Origin of the sequence: Rhodanobacter sp. Root627, from assembly GCF_001427835.1 — a bacterium.
Taxonomy (GTDB): Bacteria; Pseudomonadota; Gammaproteobacteria; order Xanthomonadales; family Rhodanobacteraceae; genus Rhodanobacter; species Rhodanobacter ginsenosidimutans.
Genome location: NZ_LMGW01000001.1, coordinates 1,394,059 through 1,412,021, shown reverse-complemented (window position 1 = coordinate 1,412,021; position 17,963 = coordinate 1,394,059). Strand labels below are relative to the sequence as shown.

The 17,963-nt window shown below is 66.0% G+C and carries 15 protein-coding genes and 1 tRNA gene; 12 read left to right on the top strand and 4 right to left on the bottom strand.

The window, feature by feature from the left end; genetic code table 11:
• Positions 1–15: 15 nt before the first annotated feature.
• Positions 16–2,967, bottom strand: a complete 2,952-nt coding sequence (gene uvrA, locus ASD68_RS06605; RefSeq protein WP_056604711.1) for an excinuclease ABC subunit UvrA — start codon at positions 2,965–2,967, stop codon at positions 16–18.
• Positions 2,968–3,160: 193 nt separating this feature from the next.
• Between uvrA and rplU the strand changes: the two genes are divergently transcribed.
• From rplU to cgtA, 3 genes are all read left to right on the top strand, one after another.
• Positions 3,161–3,475, top strand: a complete 315-nt coding sequence (gene rplU, locus ASD68_RS06600) for a 50S ribosomal protein L21 (RefSeq protein WP_056384909.1) — start codon at positions 3,161–3,163, stop codon at positions 3,473–3,475.
• 19 nt (positions 3,476–3,494) lie between these two features.
• Complete coding sequence (gene rpmA / locus ASD68_RS06595) at positions 3,495–3,752, top strand: 50S ribosomal protein L27 (RefSeq protein ID WP_056080323.1); 258 nt, start codon at positions 3,495–3,497, stop codon at positions 3,750–3,752.
• A gap of 200 nt (positions 3,753–3,952) precedes the next feature.
• On the top strand, positions 3,953–5,032 hold the full coding sequence (gene cgtA, locus ASD68_RS06590; protein ID WP_056080319.1) for an Obg family GTPase CgtA: 1,080 nt from the start codon (positions 3,953–3,955) through the stop codon (positions 5,030–5,032).
• 155 nt (positions 5,033–5,187) lie between these two features.
• On the opposite strand, the gene rpsT is transcribed toward cgtA, so the two are convergent.
• A complete protein-coding gene (rpsT, locus tag ASD68_RS06585; protein WP_007081762.1) occupies positions 5,188–5,451 on the bottom strand; it encodes a 30S ribosomal protein S20 in 264 nt (87 codons plus the stop codon).
• Between the two features lie 249 nt (positions 5,452–5,700).
• Here rpsT and murJ point away from each other — a divergent pair, with 249 nt between their 5' ends.
• The 5 genes from murJ to ispH all read left to right on the top strand — a co-directional run bounded on the left by murJ (position 5,701) and on the right by ispH (position 13,018).
• Positions 5,701–7,311 (top strand): murein biosynthesis integral membrane protein MurJ, encoded by a 1,611-nt coding sequence (murJ, locus tag ASD68_RS06580; RefSeq protein ID WP_056604708.1) that lies wholly within the window; start codon positions 5,701–5,703, stop codon positions 7,309–7,311.
• A gap of 61 nt (positions 7,312–7,372) precedes the next feature.
• Complete coding sequence (locus ASD68_RS06575) at positions 7,373–8,323, top strand: bifunctional riboflavin kinase/FAD synthetase (RefSeq protein WP_235578650.1); 951 nt, start codon at positions 7,373–7,375, stop codon at positions 8,321–8,323.
• A 98-nt stretch (positions 8,324–8,421) separates the two neighbouring features.
• The gene (gene ileS / locus ASD68_RS06570) at positions 8,422–11,283 is read left to right on the top strand and encodes an isoleucine--tRNA ligase (protein WP_056604702.1); all 2,862 of its coding nucleotides are present in this window, start codon (positions 8,422–8,424) and stop codon (positions 11,281–11,283) included.
• 176 nt (positions 11,284–11,459) lie between these two features.
• On the top strand, positions 11,460–11,957 hold the full coding sequence (lspA, locus tag ASD68_RS06565; RefSeq protein WP_056080307.1) for a signal peptidase II: 498 nt from the start codon (positions 11,460–11,462) through the stop codon (positions 11,955–11,957).
• A gap of 98 nt (positions 11,958–12,055) precedes the next feature.
• Positions 12,056–13,018, top strand: coding sequence for a 4-hydroxy-3-methylbut-2-enyl diphosphate reductase (ispH, locus tag ASD68_RS06560; protein WP_056604698.1), 963 nt, complete (start codon positions 12,056–12,058; stop codon positions 13,016–13,018).
• 77 nt (positions 13,019–13,095) lie between these two features.
• Here ispH and ASD68_RS06555 read toward each other — a convergent pair.
• A tRNA-Pro gene (locus tag ASD68_RS06555) sits at positions 13,096–13,172 on the bottom strand.
• Positions 13,173–13,335: 163 nt separating this feature from the next.
• Here ASD68_RS06555 and hisS point away from each other — a divergent pair.
• Together hisS and ASD68_RS06545 are read left to right on the top strand one after the other, a co-directional pair.
• Positions 13,336–14,709: a histidine--tRNA ligase gene (gene hisS / locus ASD68_RS06550; protein ID WP_056604695.1), complete on the top strand. Its 1,374-nt coding sequence runs from the start codon at positions 13,336–13,338 to the stop codon at positions 14,707–14,709.
• A 104-nt stretch (positions 14,710–14,813) separates the two neighbouring features.
• Positions 14,814–15,212, top strand: a complete 399-nt coding sequence (locus tag ASD68_RS06545) for a DUF6165 family protein (protein WP_056080301.1) — start codon at positions 14,814–14,816, stop codon at positions 15,210–15,212.
• Between the two features lie 81 nt (positions 15,213–15,293).
• Here ASD68_RS06545 and ASD68_RS06540 read toward each other — a convergent pair whose 3' ends face one another.
• On the bottom strand, positions 15,294–16,349 hold the full coding sequence (locus tag ASD68_RS06540) for a glycosyltransferase family 9 protein (RefSeq protein ID WP_056604692.1): 1,056 nt from the start codon (positions 16,347–16,349) through the stop codon (positions 15,294–15,296).
• Positions 16,350–16,383: 34 nt separating this feature from the next.
• Between ASD68_RS06540 and ASD68_RS06535 the strand changes: the two genes are divergently transcribed.
• Together ASD68_RS06535 and ASD68_RS06530 are read left to right on the top strand one after the other, a co-directional pair.
• Positions 16,384–17,115, top strand: coding sequence for a 3-deoxy-D-manno-octulosonic acid kinase (locus ASD68_RS06535; RefSeq protein WP_056604689.1), 732 nt, complete (start codon positions 16,384–16,386; stop codon positions 17,113–17,115).
• On the top strand, positions 17,112–17,870 hold the full coding sequence (locus tag ASD68_RS06530) for an MBL fold metallo-hydrolase (protein WP_056604686.1): 759 nt from the start codon (positions 17,112–17,114) through the stop codon (positions 17,868–17,870). The genes ASD68_RS06535 and ASD68_RS06530 overlap by 4 nt, the downstream gene beginning before the upstream one ends.
• Positions 17,871–17,963 lie beyond the last annotated feature (93 nt).

Here is a 17,963-nt window from a genome sequence, read left to right as displayed (position 1 = left end):
CTGAGGCTTGCTCGCTCACGATGTCTTCTTCTTCCGCGGCATCGGCTTGTACTTGTCGGCCGAGGCGATGTGCTTGGCGGCCGACTTGACCCGCTTGGTGGCGGCCGGCTTCGCCGCCTTGGCGATCTTCAGGTGCGGTGCCAGGAAATGCCCGGTATGCGAACCGGCCGTGGCCGCCACGGTTTCCGGCGTTCCGGTCACCAGGATGCGACCGCCGCCGGCGCCACCTTCGGGGCCCAGATCCACGATCCAGTCGGCGGTCTTGATCACGTCCAGGTTGTGCTCGATTACCACCACCGTATTGCCCTGGTCGACCAGCTGGTGCAGCACGTCCAGCAATTGTTCGATGTCGTGGAAATGCAGGCCGGTGGTGGGCTCGTCGAGGATGTACAAGGTGTGCCCGGTATCGCGCTTGGACAGCTCCTTGGACAGCTTCACGCGCTGCGCCTCGCCACCGGAAAGCGTGGTGGCGCTCTGGCCCAGCTTGATGTAATCCAGGCCCACGGCGCGCAGGGTGTCGAGTTTGCGCGCCACGGTGGGCACGTTCTCGAACAGCTTCAGTGCGTCCTCCACCGTCATGTCCAGCACGTCGGCGATGGTGTGGCCCTTGTAGAGGATTTCCAGCGTCTCGCGGTTGTAGCGTTTGCCGTGGCAAGCATCGCAGGGCACGTAGACGTCGGGCAGGAAATGCATCTCCACCTTGATCAGGCCGTCGCCCTCGCAGGCCTCGCAGCGGCCGCCACGCACATTGAAGCTGAAGCGCCCCGGCGTATAGCCGCGCGCGCGCGCCTCGGGTACCTGCGCAAACATCTCGCGCAGCGGGGTGAACAGGCCGGTATAGGTCGCCGGGTTGGAGCGCGGTGTGCGGCCGATCGGTGACTGGTTGATGTCCACCACCTTGTCGAACAGCTCCATGCCCTCGACCGAGCGGTGCGGCGCCGGCTGCGTGCTGGCGCCGTTCAACTCGGCCGCGGCCAGCCGGAACAGCGTGTCGTTGACGAGGGTGGATTTGCCCGAGCCGGAGACGCCGGTGACGCAGGTGAACAACCCGGCCGGAATCGCCAGGTCAACATCCTTGAGGTTGTTGCCGGTGGCGCCCTTGAGGTGCAGCCATGCTTCGCTGTCGGCGGGCTGGCGGCGTTTTTCGGGTACTTCGATGCTGCGGGCGCCGGACAGGAACTGGCCGGTGACCGAGCGCGGCGAATCGAGCATGTCCTGCACCGTGCCTTGCGCCACGATCTCGCCGCCGTGCACGCCCGCGCCGGGGCCGATGTCCAGCACGTGGTCGGCCATGCGGATGGCGTCCTCGTCGTGCTCCACCACGATCACCGTGTTGCCCAGGTCGCGCAGTCGGGTCAGCGTGCCCAGCAGGCGCTCGTTGTCGCGCTGGTGCAGGCCGATCGAGGGCTCGTCCAGCACGTACATCACGCCGACCAGGCCCGCGCCGATCTGCGAGGCCAGCCGGATGCGCTGCGCCTCGCCGCCGGAAAGCGAATCGGCCTGGCGGTCCAGGGTGAGGTAGTTCAGGCCCACGTCGTTGAGGAAGCTCAGCCGCTCGCGGATTTCCTTGATGATCTTCACCGCGATCTCGCCGCGCCAGCCGGGCAGGGCCAGCTTGTCGAAGAACGCCAGCGCGTCGTCGATCGATCGGCGGGTGAGCGCAGGCAGCGCCTGCTCGGCCACGAACACGTTGCGGGCGGAACGGTTCAGCCGCTGGCCCTCGCACTCGGGGCAGGGCTGGTCGCTGATGAAGCGCGCCAGTTCCTCGCGCACCGCCGCCGATTCGGTCTCCTTGTAGCGCCGCTCCATGTTCGGCACGATCCCCTCGAACGCATGCTCGCGGGTGACCTTGCCGCCGCGCTCGGTGAGGTAGCGGAATGCGATGCGCTGTTTGCCGCTGCCGAACAGGATGGCCTTCTGGACGTCTTTCGGCAGCTCCTGCCACGGCGTATCCACGTCGAAGCCGTAATGCGCGGCCAGTGACAGGATCAGCTGGAAATAATGCGCATTGCGCCGATCCCAGCCGCGCACGGCGCCGCTGGCCAGCGCGCGCTCGGGGTGGCTGACCACGCGGATCGGGTCGAATACCTGGGTGATGCCGAGGCCGTCGCAGGCCGGGCAGGCGCCGGCCGGCGCGTTGAACGAGAACAGGCGCGGTTCCAGCTCGGGCAGCGAGTAATCGCACACCGGGCAGGAGAAGCGCGAGGAGAGCAGTTGCTCGGCCGGAACCTCGCCGCTGGCATCCGCCTGGGCGTCCATGTCCACCAGGATCACCAGCCCCTCGCCCAGCCGCAGCGCGGTCTCGAACGATTCGGCCAGGCGCTGCTTGATGTCCTCGCGCGGACGGAAACGGTCGATCACCACCTCGATGGTGTGCTTCTGGCGCAGCATCAGCGGCGGCACGGCGTCCAGGTCGTAGACCGCGCCATCCACGCGGGCGCGCACGAAACCCTGGGCGCGCAGTTGCTCGAACACCTGCACGTGCTCGCCCTTGCGCTCGCGCACCACTGGCGCCAGCAGCATGTAGCGCTTCTCCGGATCCAGTGCCAGCGTGGCGTCCACCATCTGGGTCACCGTCTGCGCCGCCAGCGCGATGCCGTGGTCGGGGCAGCGCGGCGTACCCACGCGGGCGTACAGCAGGCGCAGGTAATCGTAGATTTCGGTGATCGTGCCCACGGTCGAGCGCGGGTTGTGCGAGGTGGATTTCTGCTCGATCGAGATCGCCGGCGACAGACCCTCGATGTGGTCGACATCGGGCTTCTCCATCATCGACAGGAACTGTCGCGCATACGCGGACAGCGATTCCACATAGCGTCGCTGGCCCTCGGCGTAGATGGTGTCGAACGCCAGCGAGGATTTGCCGGAGCCGGACAGGCCGGTGATCACGATCAACTTGTCGCGCGGCAGATCCAGGTCGATGTTCTTGAGGTTGTGCGTGCGGGCGCCGCGAATGCTGATGTTGTCCATGACGGCTGAATATGGGGGAGCCGATTACTATACCAAGGCGTTCAGATGGTCTTTTTTTGTGGGCAGCGGCGGGATCGTCCGGCCTGTGGTCAGTAATTGACCAGCGCGGCGGCGGGTCGCTATAATCCGCAGTTCGCCAGACCTGAAGGGGTCATGGCGATACCCAAGAGAATAACGACAGAAGGGCATTCCCATGAGTTACGCAGTCATCAAGACTGGCGGCAAGCAGTACCGCGTTCAGCAGGGCGATGTCCTGCGCGTGGAGCTGTTGACCGCCGAAGAAGGCGCCACCGTGAGCTTCGACCAGGTGTTGCTGGTCGGTTCCGGCGAGTCGGTCACCGTCGGTGCGCCGGTCGTGGAAGGCGCCACCGTCAGCGCCACCGTCCGCAAGCACGGCCGCGCCGACAAGATCCGCATCATCAAATTCCGCCGCCGCAAGCACTACAAGCGGCAGCAGGGTCACCGTCAGCACTTCACCGAAATCGAGATCACGGGCATCAACGCCTGAGCAACTGGAGCATTGAGTCATGGCACATAAAAAAGGCGTAGGTTCCAGCCGCAACGGTCGCGATTCGAACCCGAAATACCTGGGCGTGAAGATCTACGGCGGCCAGGCCATCGAAGCCGGCAACATCATCGTGCGTCAGCGCGGCACCCAGTTCCACCCGGGTGTGGGCGTCGGCCTGGGCCGCGACCACACGCTGTTCGCGCTGGTCGATGGCACCGTGCAGTTCAAGGTGCGCGGCGACAAGAACCGCCGTTTCGTCGACGTCGTGCAGGCGTAAGCCTCCCGCGACGCGGTAGCGAAGGCCCCGCTTCGGCGGGGTTTTTCGTTTTTGCGACGGGATTTGGGATTCGGGATTTGTAAAAGCCGAATCACCCCGCGTCCCGTACCATGTCGGTGATAGCAAGCTCTTTCGAGTCGATTTTCAACAGACGAATGTCTGGTCATCCCCAATCCCAAATCCCCAATCCCGGCCCCTCAATGAAATTCGTCGACGAAGCAAACATCACGGTCCAGGCGGGCAATGGCGGCAATGGCTGCATCAGTTTCCGCCGCGAGAAATTCATCCCGTTCGGCGGGCCCGATGGCGGTGACGGTGGCTATGGCGGCTCGGTGTGGCTGGTGGCGGATGAAGGTCTGAACACGCTGGTCGATTTTCGCCACCAGCGCAGCTTCAAGGCCAAGCGCGGCGAGAACGGCATGGGCAGCCAGATGTACGGCAAGGGCGGGGAAGACACGGTCATCCGCGTGCCGGTCGGCACCATGGTCACCAATGTCGATACCGACGAGGTGATCGGTGACCTGACCAGCCACGGCCAGCGCATGCTGGTGGCGCAGGGCGGCAAGGGCGGCCTGGGCAATATCCACTTCAAGAGTTCGGTGAACCGGGCGCCGCGCAAGGCCACGCCGGGCACGCCGGGCGACGCGCGCGAACTGAAGCTGGAGCTGCGCCTGCTGGCGGACGTGGGCCTGCTGGGCTTTCCCAATGCGGGCAAGTCCACCTTCATCCGGGCCGTGTCGGCGGCCACGCCGCGGGTGGCGGATTACCCGTTTACCACGCTGCATCCCAACCTGGGCGTGGTCAGCCTCGGTACCGACCAGAGTTTCGTGATCGCCGACATTCCCGGCCTGATCGAGGGCGCCGCCGACGGTGCCGGCCTGGGCATCCAGTTCCTGCGCCACGTGGCGCGGACGTCGCTGCTGCTGCACCTGGTCGACATCGCGCCCATCGACGACACCGATGTGGTGGCGCAGGTGCGCGCCATCGAGAACGAGCTGGCCAAGTTCAATCCCGAGTTGCTGGAGCGCCCGCGCTGGCTGGTGCTGAACAAGGCCGACATGCTGGCGCCGGACGAGCGTGATGCGGTGGCTGCCGATATCGTGCAGCGGCTGGGCTGGACGCAGCCGTGGTTCCTGGTGTCGGCGGCGACGCGCGAGAATACGTTGGCGGTGTGCCAGCAGGTGCAGCAGTTCTTCGACGCGCAGCGCGAGGAGCACCAGGGCCGCACCGACATGCTGGCCGGCGACGTGCGGCTGCGCGGGGAAGAGCCGCAGGGCTGAGGTCCCATCGTAAACGCGAAAAGCCGGCGCGCGCCGGCTCCGCTTCAGGCCATGAATAAAACTGGCCCATGAATAAAGCCGGCTCGCGCCGGCTTTATCGTTTCAATGGCGGGGGGATTTCCCCGCCATTGCCAACCCGGATCGCGGTGGCTGGCTTACGCCAGTTCGCGGATCTTCGCGTTGAGGCGGCTCTTGTGACGGGCGGCCTTGTTCTTGTGGATCAGGCCGCGCGCGGCGTAACGATCCATCACCGGCTGGGCGACGGTGAAGGCGGCAACGGCGGCTGCCTTGTCCTTGGCCTCGATGGCCTTGACGACCTTTTTCAGGGCGGTGCGGACCATGGAACGTGCGCTGATGTTGCGCAGGCGGCGCTGTTCGGACTGGCGCGCGCGCTTCTTCGCGGACTTGATGTTGGCCAAGGTAGAACTCCGGAATGCAGTGTTGGGGTTGGAAAAAGACGCCAATTATGCGGGTGATTCGGCCGTGCGTCAATTGAATGCAGGCCATGGCCGGGCCATCGTCGAGCCCCGGCCATGGCCTTGCCGCCAGGATGCCCGGATTCTGCCCGCGCCGGGCTGTCAACTTGGCGCCGGCCGCTGTCAAACTACGCGCCGCGCCCGGCTGGCCCGGGCGCCTCCCTCCGCTCAGCACAAGGCGATATCAGGCGCATGAAGTCTCCCAGCATGTTCCGCGGGCTGCTCTCGTTCAGCAGCATGACGATGATCTCGCGGGTGCTCGGGCTGGTGCGCGACATGTCGATCAACGCGGCCTTCGGCGCCAACGGGGCCACCGACGCGTTCTGGGTGGCGTTTCGCATCCCCAATTTCATGCGCCGGCTGTTTGCCGAGGGTTCGTTCTCCACCGCCTTCGTGCCGGTGTTCACCGAGGTGAAGGAGAAGGGCACGCATGCGGAGCTGAAGAACCTGATGTCGCGGGTGTCGGGCACGCTCGGCGGCGTGTTGCTGCTGATCACGGCGCTGGGCATTTTCTTCGCGCCGCAGGTCACCGTGCTGTTTTCGCCCGGCGCGATCGACGAGCCGCGCAAATTCGAGTTGACCGTCGATCTGCTGCGGCTGACGTTTCCGTTCCTGCTGTTCGTGTCGCTGACCGCGCTTTCCGGTGGCGCGCTCAACAGTTTCCATCGTTTCGCCTTGCCGGCGTTGACGCCAGTGATCCTCAACCTGTGCATGATCGGCGGCGCGCTGTGGCTGTCGCGGCGGCTGGATACGCCGATCATGGCGATGGGCTGGGCGATCCTGGCCGCCGGCATCCTGCAGTTGCTGTTCCAGTTGCCGGCGTTGCGCGGGCTGGATCTGCTGACCTTGCCGCGCTGGGGCTGGAGCCATCCCGAGGTGCGCAAGATCATGCGGCTGATGGTGCCCACGCTGTTCGGCTCGTCGGTGGCGCAGATCAACCTGCTGTTCGATACGGTGATCGCTTCGCTGCTGATCGCCGGCTCGCAGAGCTGGCTGTCGCAGGCTGATCGGTTCCTGGAACTGCCACTGGGCGTGTTTGGCGTGGCGCTGGGCACGGTGATCCTGCCGTCGCTGTCGCGCCATCACGTCACCACCGACACCGCGGGTTTTTCGCGGGCGCTGGACTGGGGCCTGCGCATCACCTTGCTGATTGCGGTGCCGGCGATGTTCGCGCTGCTGCTGCTGGCTGGGCCACTGGTGGCCACGCTGTTCCAGCACGGCCACTGGACCGCGCACGACACGCATATGGCGACCTTGTCGATCACCGCGCTGAGCTTCGGCCTGCCGGCGTTCGCGCTGGTGAAGGTGTTGCTGCCGGCGTTCTATTCGCGCCAGGACACCCGCACGCCGGTACGCGCGGCGGTGGCATCGTTGCTGACCAACATGGTGTTGAACGTGGTGTTCCTGCTGCTGCTGTTCGAGTGGTGGGCGCCGCCCGCGCTGAAGCAGCTGTCCTTGCTGGATGGCCTGGCGCGGCTGCCCGGCCTGCACATGGCGCTGGGCATGGCCAGCGCGGTGGCGGCGTACGTCAACCTGTGGCTGTTGTGGCATTGGCTGAAGCGCGCCGGCGTGTATCAGCGCCAGCCCGGCTGGGCGCGCCACCTGCTGCGGCTGGCGGTGGCATGTACGGCGATGGTGGCCGTGCTGTTGCTGGGGCGCTGGGTGTGGCCGGACTGGACGGTCGGCGTATCCGTGGTGGACCGCTTGTGGCATCTGGCGCTGCTGGTTTGCGGCGGCAGCCTGACGTATGTCGGCATGCTGTTCGCCACCGGCTTCCGCCTGCGCGATCTGCGCGGCGCGTGATGGCGTCGACGCGGCGCTTGCGCTCAATCGCGGCGGGTGCGCCCGTTATACTGGCGCCATGATGAGACTTTCCAGGGATGTCGCGGGCCCTTGCCTGGCGCCACACGGCAGTGTGGTTGCCGTGGGCGCCTTCGACGGCCTCCATCGCGGGCACCAGACGTTGTTGGCCAAAGTGCGCGAGCGCGCCCGGGCGCTCGGTTGCACGCCGGCGGTGGTGAGTTTCGAGCCGTTGCCGCGCACGTTTTTCTCGCCTGAACCGGTGCCGCGGTTGTCCAGCGTGCGCGAGAAGATCAAGGGCTTTGCCGCCGCGGGCATGGAGCAGGCCCTGTTGCTGCGCTTCAACCGCGCGCTGACCGCGATGCCCGCCGAGGATTTCGTGCGCCGCGTGTTGTGCGACCGGCTGGCCACGCGCGAGGTGTGGGTGGGCGGTGATTTCCGCTTCGGGCACAAGCGCGGCGGCGATGTGCCGCTGCTGGAGCGCATGGGGCGCGAGCTGGGTTTTGCCGCCTGCACCATGCCGGCGGTGCAACTGCACGGTGCGCGGGTCTCCGCCAGCCGCGTGCGCGCGCTGCTGGCCGCGGGCGAGTTCACCGGCGCCGAGCCGTTGCTTGGCCGTCCATTCGTGATCGACGGCAAGGTGGAATACGGCAACCAGCTGGGCCGCACGCTGGGCTACCCCACCGCCAATATCCACCTGCAGCAGCGGGTCAGCCCGGTGCAGGGCATCTTTGCCGTGCGTGTGGGCCTGGGCGAAGGCGAATGCAGTTGGCCGGGCGTGGCCAGCCTGGGTGTGCGGCCCACGGTGAACGAGGTGAGCCAGCCGCTGCTGGAAGTGCATCTTTTTGATTTCGAGGGCGACCTCTACGGCCAGCGCATGGCGGTGGAGTTTGTCGCCAAGCTGCGCGACGAACAGAAATTCGACGGGCTCGAACCGCTCAAGGCGCAGATGCATCTGGACGCCTGCCGGGCGCGCGAGCTGCTGGGCATGAACCCACGATTGAGTGCCCCGTGAAACCTCGCCACGGATTCCCGCACGCCGCGTAATCCATTAACGTTGAACCCTTTGCCCGCCCAAGGCGGGCGGCAACCGCTAGCCATGGCAACCCCGCAATGACCCACGATTACAAGAGCACCATCAACCTGCCGCAGACGGCGTTCCCGATGCGCGGCGACCTGCCCAAGCGCGAGCCGGGCTGGCTGGCGGAGTGGGAACAGGTCGATCGCTATGCGCAGATCCAGCAGCTAACCGCCAACCGCGACAAGGTGTTCGTGTTGCACGACGGCCCGCCGTACGCCAACGGCGCGATCCACATCGGCCACGCCGTCAACAAGATCCTGAAGGACATCACGGTCAAGTCGAAGCTGCTCTCCGGCCATCGCGCGCCGTACGTGCCTGGCTGGGATTGCCACGGCCTGCCGATCGAGATCGCGGTGGAGAAGAAATTCGGCAAGCCCGGGGTGAAGCTCGACGCCGCCGCGTTCCGGCAGAAATGCCGCGAATACGCTGCGGAACAGGTCGACACCCAGCGCGCCGATTTCAAGCGCCTGGGCGTGCTGGGTGACTGGTCGCACCCGTACCGCACGATGGAATTCAGTTACGAGGCCGACATGCTGCGCGCGCTGGCGCGCATCGTCTCCAACGGGCATGTGCTGCGCGGCGCCAAGCCGGTGTACTGGTGCTTCGACTGCGCCTCGGCGCTGGCCGAGGCGGAAATCGAATACGGCGACAAGGTCTCGCCCGCCGTCGACGTGGCCTACGACGCCGTCGACGCCAAGGCGCTGGCGGCGCCATTCGGCGTGGACGCGGGCGACGCCATCGTGGCCATCCCGATCTGGACCACCACGCCCTGGACGCTGCCGGAAAGCCAGGCGGTTTCGCTGGGTGCGGAGCTGGAATATGCGTTGATTGAAGGGCCGCAGCGCGGTGGCAAGCGCGTGCTGCTGGTGGTCGCGTCCGCGCTGGTTGAAAAGGTGACGCAGCGTTACGGGCTGGAACAGGCGATCGTGCTGGGCCACGCCGAAGGCAAGGCGCTCGAAGGCCAGAAACTCCACCATCCCTTCTACCCGCGCGAAGTCCCCGTGATCCTCGGCGATCACGTCAGCGCCGAAGACGGTACCGGCGCCGTGCACACCTCGCCCGATCACGGCGTCGAGGATTTCGTGGTGGCCCGCGAATACGGCATCGAGTTGCTCAACTACATCGAGCCGCGCGGCACCTACCGTGCCGATACGCCGGCCGCCGATGGCCTCGAGCTGGGCGGCATGCACATCTGGAAAGCCAACGACGCCCTCGTCGACCTGCTGCGCCAGCGCGGCGTGCTGCTGGCGTTCGCGAAGATCGAGCATAGCTACCCGAACTGCTGGCGCCACAAGACGCCGGTGATCTATCGCACCACGCCGCAGTGGTTCATCTCGATGGAGCAGGCGAAGCTGCGCGAGACCGCGCTCACCGCGATCAAGTCCGTGCGCTGGGTGCCGGGCTGGGGTGAGGAGCGCATCGCCGGCATGGTCGCCGGCCGCCCGGACTGGTGCATCTCGCGCCAGCGTACCTGGGGCGTGCCGATCGCGCTGTTCGTGCACAAGGCCACGCAGGAACCGCATCCCGATTCGGTGGCGTTGCTGGAGCAGGTGGCGAAGAAAGTCGAGCAGGGCGGCGTCGATGCCTGGTTCACGCTGGACCCGGCCGAACTGCTGGGCGACGACGCGGCCAACTACGAGAAAGTCACCGACGTGCTGGACGTGTGGTTCGATTCCGGCGTCACCCATTTCGCCGTGATCGGCCAGCGCCCGGAACTGCAGCAGGGCACTGCCTCGCATTACAAGGTGATGTACCTGGAAGGCTCCGACCAGCATCGCGGCTGGTTTCAGTCGTCCCTGCTGACCTCGTCGGCGATCTTCGGCCGCGCGCCGTACCAGGATGTGCTGACCCACGGTTTCGCGGTGGACGCCAACGGCCGCAAGATGTCCAAGTCGCTGGGCAACGTGGTGGCGCCGCAGAAGGTGATGGACACGCTGGGCGCCGACGTATTGCGCCTGTGGGTGGCCTCGGCCGATTACCGCAACGAGATGACCGTTTCGGACGAGATCCTGAAGCGCGTCTCCGACACCTACCGCCGCATCCGCAACACCGCCAAATTCCTGCTCGGCAACCTCGACGGTTTCGATCCCGCCGTGCACCTGCTGCCGGTCGAAGACAGCCTGCTGCTCGACCAGTGGGCCGTGCAGCAGGCATACGACGTGCAACAGGCGGTGCTGGCGGCGTATGAGCGTTACGACTTCCCCGAAGTGGTGGCGCGCATCCAGAACTTCTGCACCAACGAGCTCGGTGCGCTGTACCTGGACATCACCAAGGACCGGCTCTACACCATGCCGACCGACAGCCGCGGCCGGCGCAGCGCGCAGAGCGCGATGTACCGCATTGCCGAGGCGCTGGTGCGTTGGCTGGCGCCAGTGCTGGCGTTCACTGCCGAGGAAATCTGGCAGCAGTTGCCCGGTGAACGCGGCGACAGCGTGCTGTTCGAAACCTGGTACGACGGCCTGGTCGCCACCCAGGATTCGCCCGCGCAGCGCCGCTATTGGGCCGAGTTGCTGGCGATCCGCGATACCGCCTCGCGCGTGCTGGAAGGCATGCGCAAGGCCGAGCGCATTGGCGCCGCGCTGGAGGCGAAGCTGGTGATCCATGCGGATGACGCCACGCAGGCGCGCCTGGCCGACACCGCCGACGAACTGCGCTTCTTCTTCATCGTTTCCGACCTGCACGTGGCGCCGTTGCTGCCGCGGCCGGAGGATGCCGTGAAGGTCGATCTGGAAGGCGCCGAGGCCTGGGTCTCGGCCAGCGTCAGCGACGCCGCCAAGTGCGTGCGCTGCTGGCATCGCCGCGATGACGTCGGCAGCCATGCGGAGCATCCGGAGTTGTGCGGGCGCTGTGTCAGCAACGTCGAAGGGCCGGGGGAGGATCGGCGCTGGTTCTGATCTCGGGGCGCCCCCTTCCGCCCTTCGGGCACCTTCCCCCGCAGGCGGGGGAAGGGAGTGGTCGGACCTCGCGAAGTAGCAAGCTTCCTTCCCCCGCCTGCGGGGGAAGGTGGTCGACAGGCCGGATGGGGGCCTCGCTCCGCGGCGCTCTCCACTAACCCACACACGAGCCACCCATGACAAAACCCAACGCACTCCCGTGGCTGTGGCTCTCCGCCATCGTCATCGCGCTCGACCAGCTCAGCAAATGGTGGGCGCTGCACGCGCTGCAGCCGATGGGTGTGCCGCATCCGGTGATTCCCGGGTTCCTCAACTGGACGCTGGCCTTCAACCGTGGCGCCGCTTTCAACTTTCTGGCCGATGGCAGCGGCTGGCAACGCTGGTTTTTCGTGGTGCTGGCGCTGGTCATTTGCGCGGTGCTGCTGGTGTGGCTGGCGCGCACACCGCGACGCGACTGGCGCACCGGCCTGCCGCTGGGCCTGATCGTGGGTGGCGCGCTGGGCAACCTGATCGACCGGCTGCACGCGGCGCAGGTGACCGACTTCATCCATGTCTATTTTCGCCAGTGGGACTACCCAGTGTTCAACGTGGCCGATTGCGGCATCACCGTGGGCGCGGTGCTGCTGATCGTGTTCGGCATGTTCGGCGGCAAGTCTGGGGACGGCGTGCGATAATCGGCGTTCTTGTAGGAGCGGCTTGAGCCGCGACGGGTAGCCGGATGTCGCGACTGAAGTCGCTCCTACAGGTGCACCTCAACGCATCGAGACATTCATTGGACATCCTGCTCGCCAACCCCCGTGGCTTCTGTGCTGGCGTCGATCGCGCCATCGCCATCGTCGATCGTGCGCTGGAATCCTACGGGCCGCCGATCTACGTGCGGCACGAGGTGGTACACAACCGCTACGTGGTGGAGAAACTGCGCGCCGACGGCGCGGTGTTCGTCGAGGAGCTGCACGAGGTGCCCGACGGCGCCACGGTGATCTTCAGCGCGCACGGCGTATCGCAGGGCGTGCGCGAGGAGGCCGCCCAGCGTCACCTGAAGGTGTTCGACGCCACTTGCCCGCTGGTCACCAAGGTGCATATGGAAGTGGCGCGGCTGGGCCGCATCGGCCGCAGCGTGGTGTTGATCGGCCACGCCGGCCATCCGGAAGTCGAAGGCACGATGGGGCAGTGGAACGCCGCCAACGCAGGCGAGATCCTGCTGGTGGAATCGCTGGAGTGCGTGGCGAAGCTTGCGCCGCGCGACCCGCACCAGCTTTCCTATGTCACCCAGACCACGCTGTCGGTGGACGACACCAAGGCGATCATCGACGCCCTGCGCCAGAAATTCCCCGACATCGAAGGGCCGCGCAAGGACGACATCTGCTACGCCACGCAAAACCGGCAGGACGCCGTGCGCCGGCTGGCCGACTCGGTCGACCTGATGCTGGTGGTCGGCTCGGTCAACAGCTCCAACTCCAACCGCCTGCGCGAGCTGGCGCAGAAGCGTGGCGTGCGTTCCTTCCTGATCGACGGCGCCGAGCACATCGAGCGCAGCTGGCTGGACGGGGTGAACCGCATCGGCCTCACCGCCGGCGCATCCGCACCGGAGAAACTCGTGCTCGACGTGATCGAGCGCCTGCAATCCTGGGGCGCCGGCGCCGTGCGCGAGCTGGATGGTGAGCCGGAAAACATCACCTTCGCCCTGCCCAAGGAATTGCGGCTGGTGAACGACACGGATTCCGCGACGCCCTGAGCTCCACGCATCGCCGCATCAGGCGGCGAAATCGGGGCACAAAAAAGCCGGCGTAAAGCCGGCTTTTTCATCGAATTTGGTCGGGGAGACAGGATTCGAACCTGCGACTTCTACGTCCCGAACGTAGCGCTCTACCAGGCTGAGCTACACCCCGTGGGAAGCCGCGTATCTTAATCGCCGCGCGGGTGCTTGGCAACAGGTTTTGCGCAGCAACCGGATGGATGCGGCGGCGAGAGGACAGGGCGTTCTGCTAATCTAGGCGGCTCCGTCACGGACTCCACGGGACGGTATCTTCTCCCTTGCCAGCAGAGGCTTTCATGGCGCTTACCTTGGCCCGCACCATGCCCGGCGTGCTCGAGCTGCTGCCGCTCGACCAGATCGCGTTTCAACGCATGCTCGATGTGATCCGTCGCAATTACGAGCGCTTCGGCTTCCTGCCGGTGGAAACGCCGGCCATCGAACACTCCGATGTGCTGCTGACCAAGACCGGTGGCGAAACCGAGCGCCAGGTGTATTTCGTGCAGTCGACCGGCGCGCTGGACAAGGAGGGCGCGCCCGAGTTGGCGCTGCGTTTCGACCTGACCGTGCCGTTGGCCCGCTACGTTGCCGAGCATGAGCGCGAGCTGAGTTTCCCGTTCCGCCGTTATCAGATGCAGCGCGTCTATCGCGGCGAACGCGCACAGCGCGGACGCTTTCGCGAGTTCTACCAGTGCGACATCGACGTGATCGGCAAGGACGCGCTCTCGGTTCGCTACGACGCCGAAATCCCGGCGGTGATCTACAGCGTGTTCCGCGAATTGAACGTGGGCGCGTTCACCATCCAGTTGAACAACCGCAAGCTGATGCGCGGTTACTTCGAGAGCCTGGGCATCGTCGACGGCGAGCGGCAGATGCTGGTGCTGCGTGAAGTGGACAAGCTGGACAAGCGCGGCGCCGACGCCGTGCGCGACACCCTGGTGGGCGAGGCTTTCGGTCTCGACGCCGCCGTGGTGCAGAAGATCCTGGCTTTTGTGCAGGTGCGTTCGACCTCGCTGCAGGACGCCTTCGACAAGCTCGACGCATTGGGTGCCGGCCCGGAAATCATGGAGCAGGGCCGCGCCGAGTTGAAGGAAGTGCTGGCGATGATCCGCGATTTCGGCGTGCCCGAATCGCACTTCGTGCTGAACCTGTCGATCGCGCGCGGCCTGGATTACTACACCGGCACGGTCTACGAGACCACGCTGAACGATCACCCGCAGATCGGCTCGGTGTGCTCGGGTGGTCGCTACGAAAACCTGGCCGGCCAGTACACCAAGTCGCACCTGCCCGGCGTGGGCATCTCGATCGGCCTGACCCGGCTGTACTGGCAGTTGCGCGACGCTGGGCTGATCAACACTGCGCAGAGCACGGTGGACGTGCTGGTGACGCAGATGGACCCGGCGCAACTGCCAGCCTATCTGGCTCTGGCCAACGAGCTGCGCAGCGCCGGCATCGCCACCGAAGTGGTGCTGGAGGGCGGCAAGCTGGCCAAGCAATTCAAGTACGCCGACCGCGCCGGTATCCGTTTCGTGGTCGTGCTGGGCGAGGACGAGCTAGCCAAGGGCGTGGTGACCGTGAAGGACCTGCGCCGCCAGGATCAGTTCGAGGTGGCGCGCGGCGAGTTGATCAAGACGTTGCGGGTGGAGCTGGAGCAGGCCGCTGCGATGGGCTGAAGGCGGGCCGGATGTCGGCTGCCTTCGCTTTCCACTCCGCGATAAGAACAACGGGTTTGGCACCAGCAAGCCGAACCCTCAATTTCCCAAAGGAATCCCCAGCCATGAGCCTGATCCAGACGCCGGTGTCCTATGGCGAACTCATCGACAAGATCACCATCCTCGAAATCAAGTCGCGCCGCATCACCGACGAGGCCAAGCTGGCCAACGTGCGCAACGAGCTGGACATGCTCAACGCCACCTGGGCCAACAGCGCCGCGTCGCAAACCGACATCAGCGATGAGCGCGCGCGCCTGCTGGCGGTCAACGAAGCGCTGTGGGACATCGAGGACAACATCCGCCTGATGGAGCGCGCGCAGACATTCGATGCGGCCTTCATCGAGCTGGCGCGTTCGGTGTATTTCCGCAACGACGAACGCGCCGCGTTCAAGCGCGAGATCAACCAGAAGCTGGGCTCGGAACTGGTCGAGGAAAAGTCGTACCAGGATTACCGCCAGAAATGACGAGCTCCTGTGGGAGCGGCTTCAGTCGCGATGCCTTTGCTACGAGACCTCAGAGCAAGAGCATCGCGACTGAAGTCGCTCCTACAGCAAACCCATCTCGTGGGCGGCGGCTTCGTAGCGTTCGATCGCGTCGTTGATGGTGATCAGATCCATCACGCCGGGCTTTTCGATCTTGCTTCCCCAGGCGATCTCGCTGGCTGGTTTGCCCAGGTATTGGCGGGCGGCCTCGTCGTATTTGTTCACGCACCAGCGGCGGTCGGAATACGGGCCGGAGCGGTCGGGATTGCTGGCGGCGTGCAATCCCAGCACCTTGGTGCCGACCGCGTTGGCCATGTGCATCGGGCCCGAGTCGGGCGTCAGCAGCAAGTGCGCGCGGCCAAGCAGGGCCATCAACCGCTTCAAGGTGTCCTTGCCGGTGAGGTCGAGTGGCGCGTGTTTGCAGGCTGCCAGCACCGCGTCGGCCATGTCGCGCTCGATCGGCGAGGGCCCGCCGACCAGCGCCACGCGCCAGCCTCGTGCGTTGGCGTGATCCATCACGGCGGCGTAGCGCTCCGGTCGCCAGTTGCGTAGCGCATGGCTGGACGTAGGGCTTACCAGCAGGGTTGGTGTGTTACCGGGCAATTGCGTGGCGGCCCATGCATGCGCTTCGTCAGGCACCGGGATATCCCAACGCACCTGCCGTTGTTGCAGCCCCAGCGGCTCGCAGAAACTGCCGATCGCATCCAGCACGTGTTCACCGCGCCGCGCCGGGATGCGTTCGTTGATCACCAGGCCATGCAGATCGCGCGCACGTGCACGGTCGTAGCCGATGCGGCGTTTGGCCTTGATGCCCAGGCTCAACAGGTTGGAACGCATCGCCACCTGCATCTGCAGCAACGCGTCGAATCGCTGCCCGCGCAGCGCCTGATGCACCGCGCGCATGCCCGACCAGCCGGCGGCCTTGTCGAACGTGACAAACGTTACGCCGGGAAGGTCGCCCACCAGCTTGCGTTCGAGCTTGCCGACCACCCACGTCAGCGCCACCTCCGGCCACGCCTGTTGCAGCGTGCGCACCAGCGGCACCACGTGGGTGACATCGCCGATGGCGGAGGTGCGCAGCAGGCAGATCGAGGCGGGAGTCGTCGGGGTGGGGGTCATGGGCCTGGGTTAGAATCGTGAAGGATCACCGGGCATGATGATGCAGGAAGAGACGCTTAACGAGGCGGGCGGCGCGATTGTCTTTGACGCCGCGCTGTCGGCACAAGTCACGCACGACTGGTTTGCGCCGACGTACTGGCGTGAGCGCGATGCGTTGCGGGTGCAAGCCGGCGGTCGCGGTGGCGTCGCGGTGATCGATACGCCGGCGGGTGAATGCGTGCTGCGCCATTACCGCCGTGGCGGACTGGTCGCCACACTGATGGGTGATCGCTACCTCTGGCGCGGCGCCATGCGCACACGCCCTTTCGCCGAATTCCATCTGCTTACCGAGATCGAACGGCTTGGGTTGCCCGGCCCCACACCGGTCGCCGCGCGCTACTGCCGCCAGGGGGCGTTCTACACCGCCGACCTGATCACCCGCCGTATCGCCGATGCGCACACGCTGGCCGAACGCCTGGCCGCGGGGCAACTGGATGGTGCGCTTGCCGAAGCCGTGGGTATGTTGGTGGCGCGCTTTCATCGCGAAGGCATCTGGCATGCGGATCTGAACGCGCACAATGTGATGGTGAGCGGGGACGCATTGTTCCTGATCGATTTCGATCGCGGCCGGAAGCGCGTGCCCCAGGCGGCATGGCAACAGGCCAACCTGCAACGTCTGCGCCGTTCGCTGCTGAAGCTGGGTGCGGCGGCGGGGGATGAAAGCGCTTTCGACCGCGAGCTGTGGCAGCCACTGCTACGCGGCTACCGTCGTACGATGTCGGCATGAACTGGCATTTGCATTTTCTGGGAGTGGGCGCCGCCCACGCGGTGGAACTGGGTTCCTCCGCCGTGGTGCTGGAGCGCGACGGCGAGCCGCTGCTGTTGATCGACTGCGGGCCCGATACGCTGGACCGCTACCAGGCCGCCTATGGCAGCTTGCCGCGGGCGATCTTCATCACCCACACGCACATGGATCACGTGGGTGGCATGGAGCGGTTGTTCACCCGACTGTGGTTCGACGAGCGCCTGCGCGGTCGCACTCGGGTCTTCGCGCATGCCGCGCTGCTGCCGTGGCTGCAGACGCGGGTGGCCGATTATCCCGGCGCGCTGGCCGAAGGCGGCGTCAATTTCTGGGAGGCGTTCCACCTGGTGCCATGCACGCGCGGTTTCTGGCTGGACGGCCTGTGGTTCGACGTCTTCGCCACCCGCCACCACGTCCCCGGTACCTCGTATGGTTTGGCGCTGGACGGCAGCTTTGCCTACACCGGTGACACGCGGCCGATCCCCGAAGTGCTCGACGCACTGGTCGGCGAATCGATGCTGATCGCGCATGATTGCGGCCTGGTCGGCAACCCGTCGCACACCGGCGTCGACGACATCGAGCGCGAGTACTCCGAGGCGCTGCGTCGGCAGATGATGCTCTACCACTACGGCAGCGCCGCCGACGGTGCCGCACTCGCGGCGCGCGGCTACCGCATCGCCATATCGGGCGAGCGCATTGCGCTGGCGTCGCCCGCCGTGCCGCGCGCCAGCGCCGGCTGAAACGCTCTCGATTCGCTTGCCTGTACCCCAAGCCAGCGGCTATCCTTCCGCTTCTTTGTCGGGCGGCGTTGCCTGCAAAGACGGTTTCACCCT

Bases quoted from the DNA above. Each gene is read 5' to 3' on its own strand.
- uvrA (WP_056604711.1), bottom strand. From the start codon at position 2,967: ATGGACAACATCAGCATTCGCGGCGCCCGCACGCACAACCTCAAGAAC.
- rplU (WP_056384909.1), top strand. From the start codon at position 3,161: ATGAGTTACGCAGTCATCAAGACTGGCGGCAAGCAGTACCGCGTTCAG.
- rpmA (WP_056080323.1), top strand. From the start codon at position 3,495: ATGGCACATAAAAAAGGCGTAGGTTCCAGCCGCAACGGTCGCGATTCG.
- cgtA (WP_056080319.1), top strand. From the start codon at position 3,953: ATGAAATTCGTCGACGAAGCAAACATCACGGTCCAGGCGGGCAATGGC.
- murJ (WP_056604708.1), top strand. From the start codon at position 5,701: ATGAAGTCTCCCAGCATGTTCCGCGGGCTGCTCTCGTTCAGCAGCATG.
- ASD68_RS06575 (WP_235578650.1), top strand. From the start codon at position 7,373: ATGAGACTTTCCAGGGATGTCGCGGGCCCTTGCCTGGCGCCACACGGC.
- ileS (WP_056604702.1), top strand. From the start codon at position 8,422: ATGACCCACGATTACAAGAGCACCATCAACCTGCCGCAGACGGCGTTC.
- lspA (WP_056080307.1), top strand. From the start codon at position 11,460: ATGACAAAACCCAACGCACTCCCGTGGCTGTGGCTCTCCGCCATCGTC.
- hisS (WP_056604695.1), top strand. From the start codon at position 13,336: ATGGCGCTTACCTTGGCCCGCACCATGCCCGGCGTGCTCGAGCTGCTG.
- ASD68_RS06545 (WP_056080301.1), top strand. From the start codon at position 14,814: ATGAGCCTGATCCAGACGCCGGTGTCCTATGGCGAACTCATCGACAAG.
- ASD68_RS06540 (WP_056604692.1), bottom strand. From the start codon at position 16,349: ATGACCCCCACCCCGACGACTCCCGCCTCGATCTGCCTGCTGCGCACC.
- ASD68_RS06535 (WP_056604689.1), top strand. From the start codon at position 16,384: ATGATGATGCAGGAAGAGACGCTTAACGAGGCGGGCGGCGCGATTGTC.
- ASD68_RS06530 (WP_056604686.1), top strand. From the start codon at position 17,112: ATGAACTGGCATTTGCATTTTCTGGGAGTGGGCGCCGCCCACGCGGTG.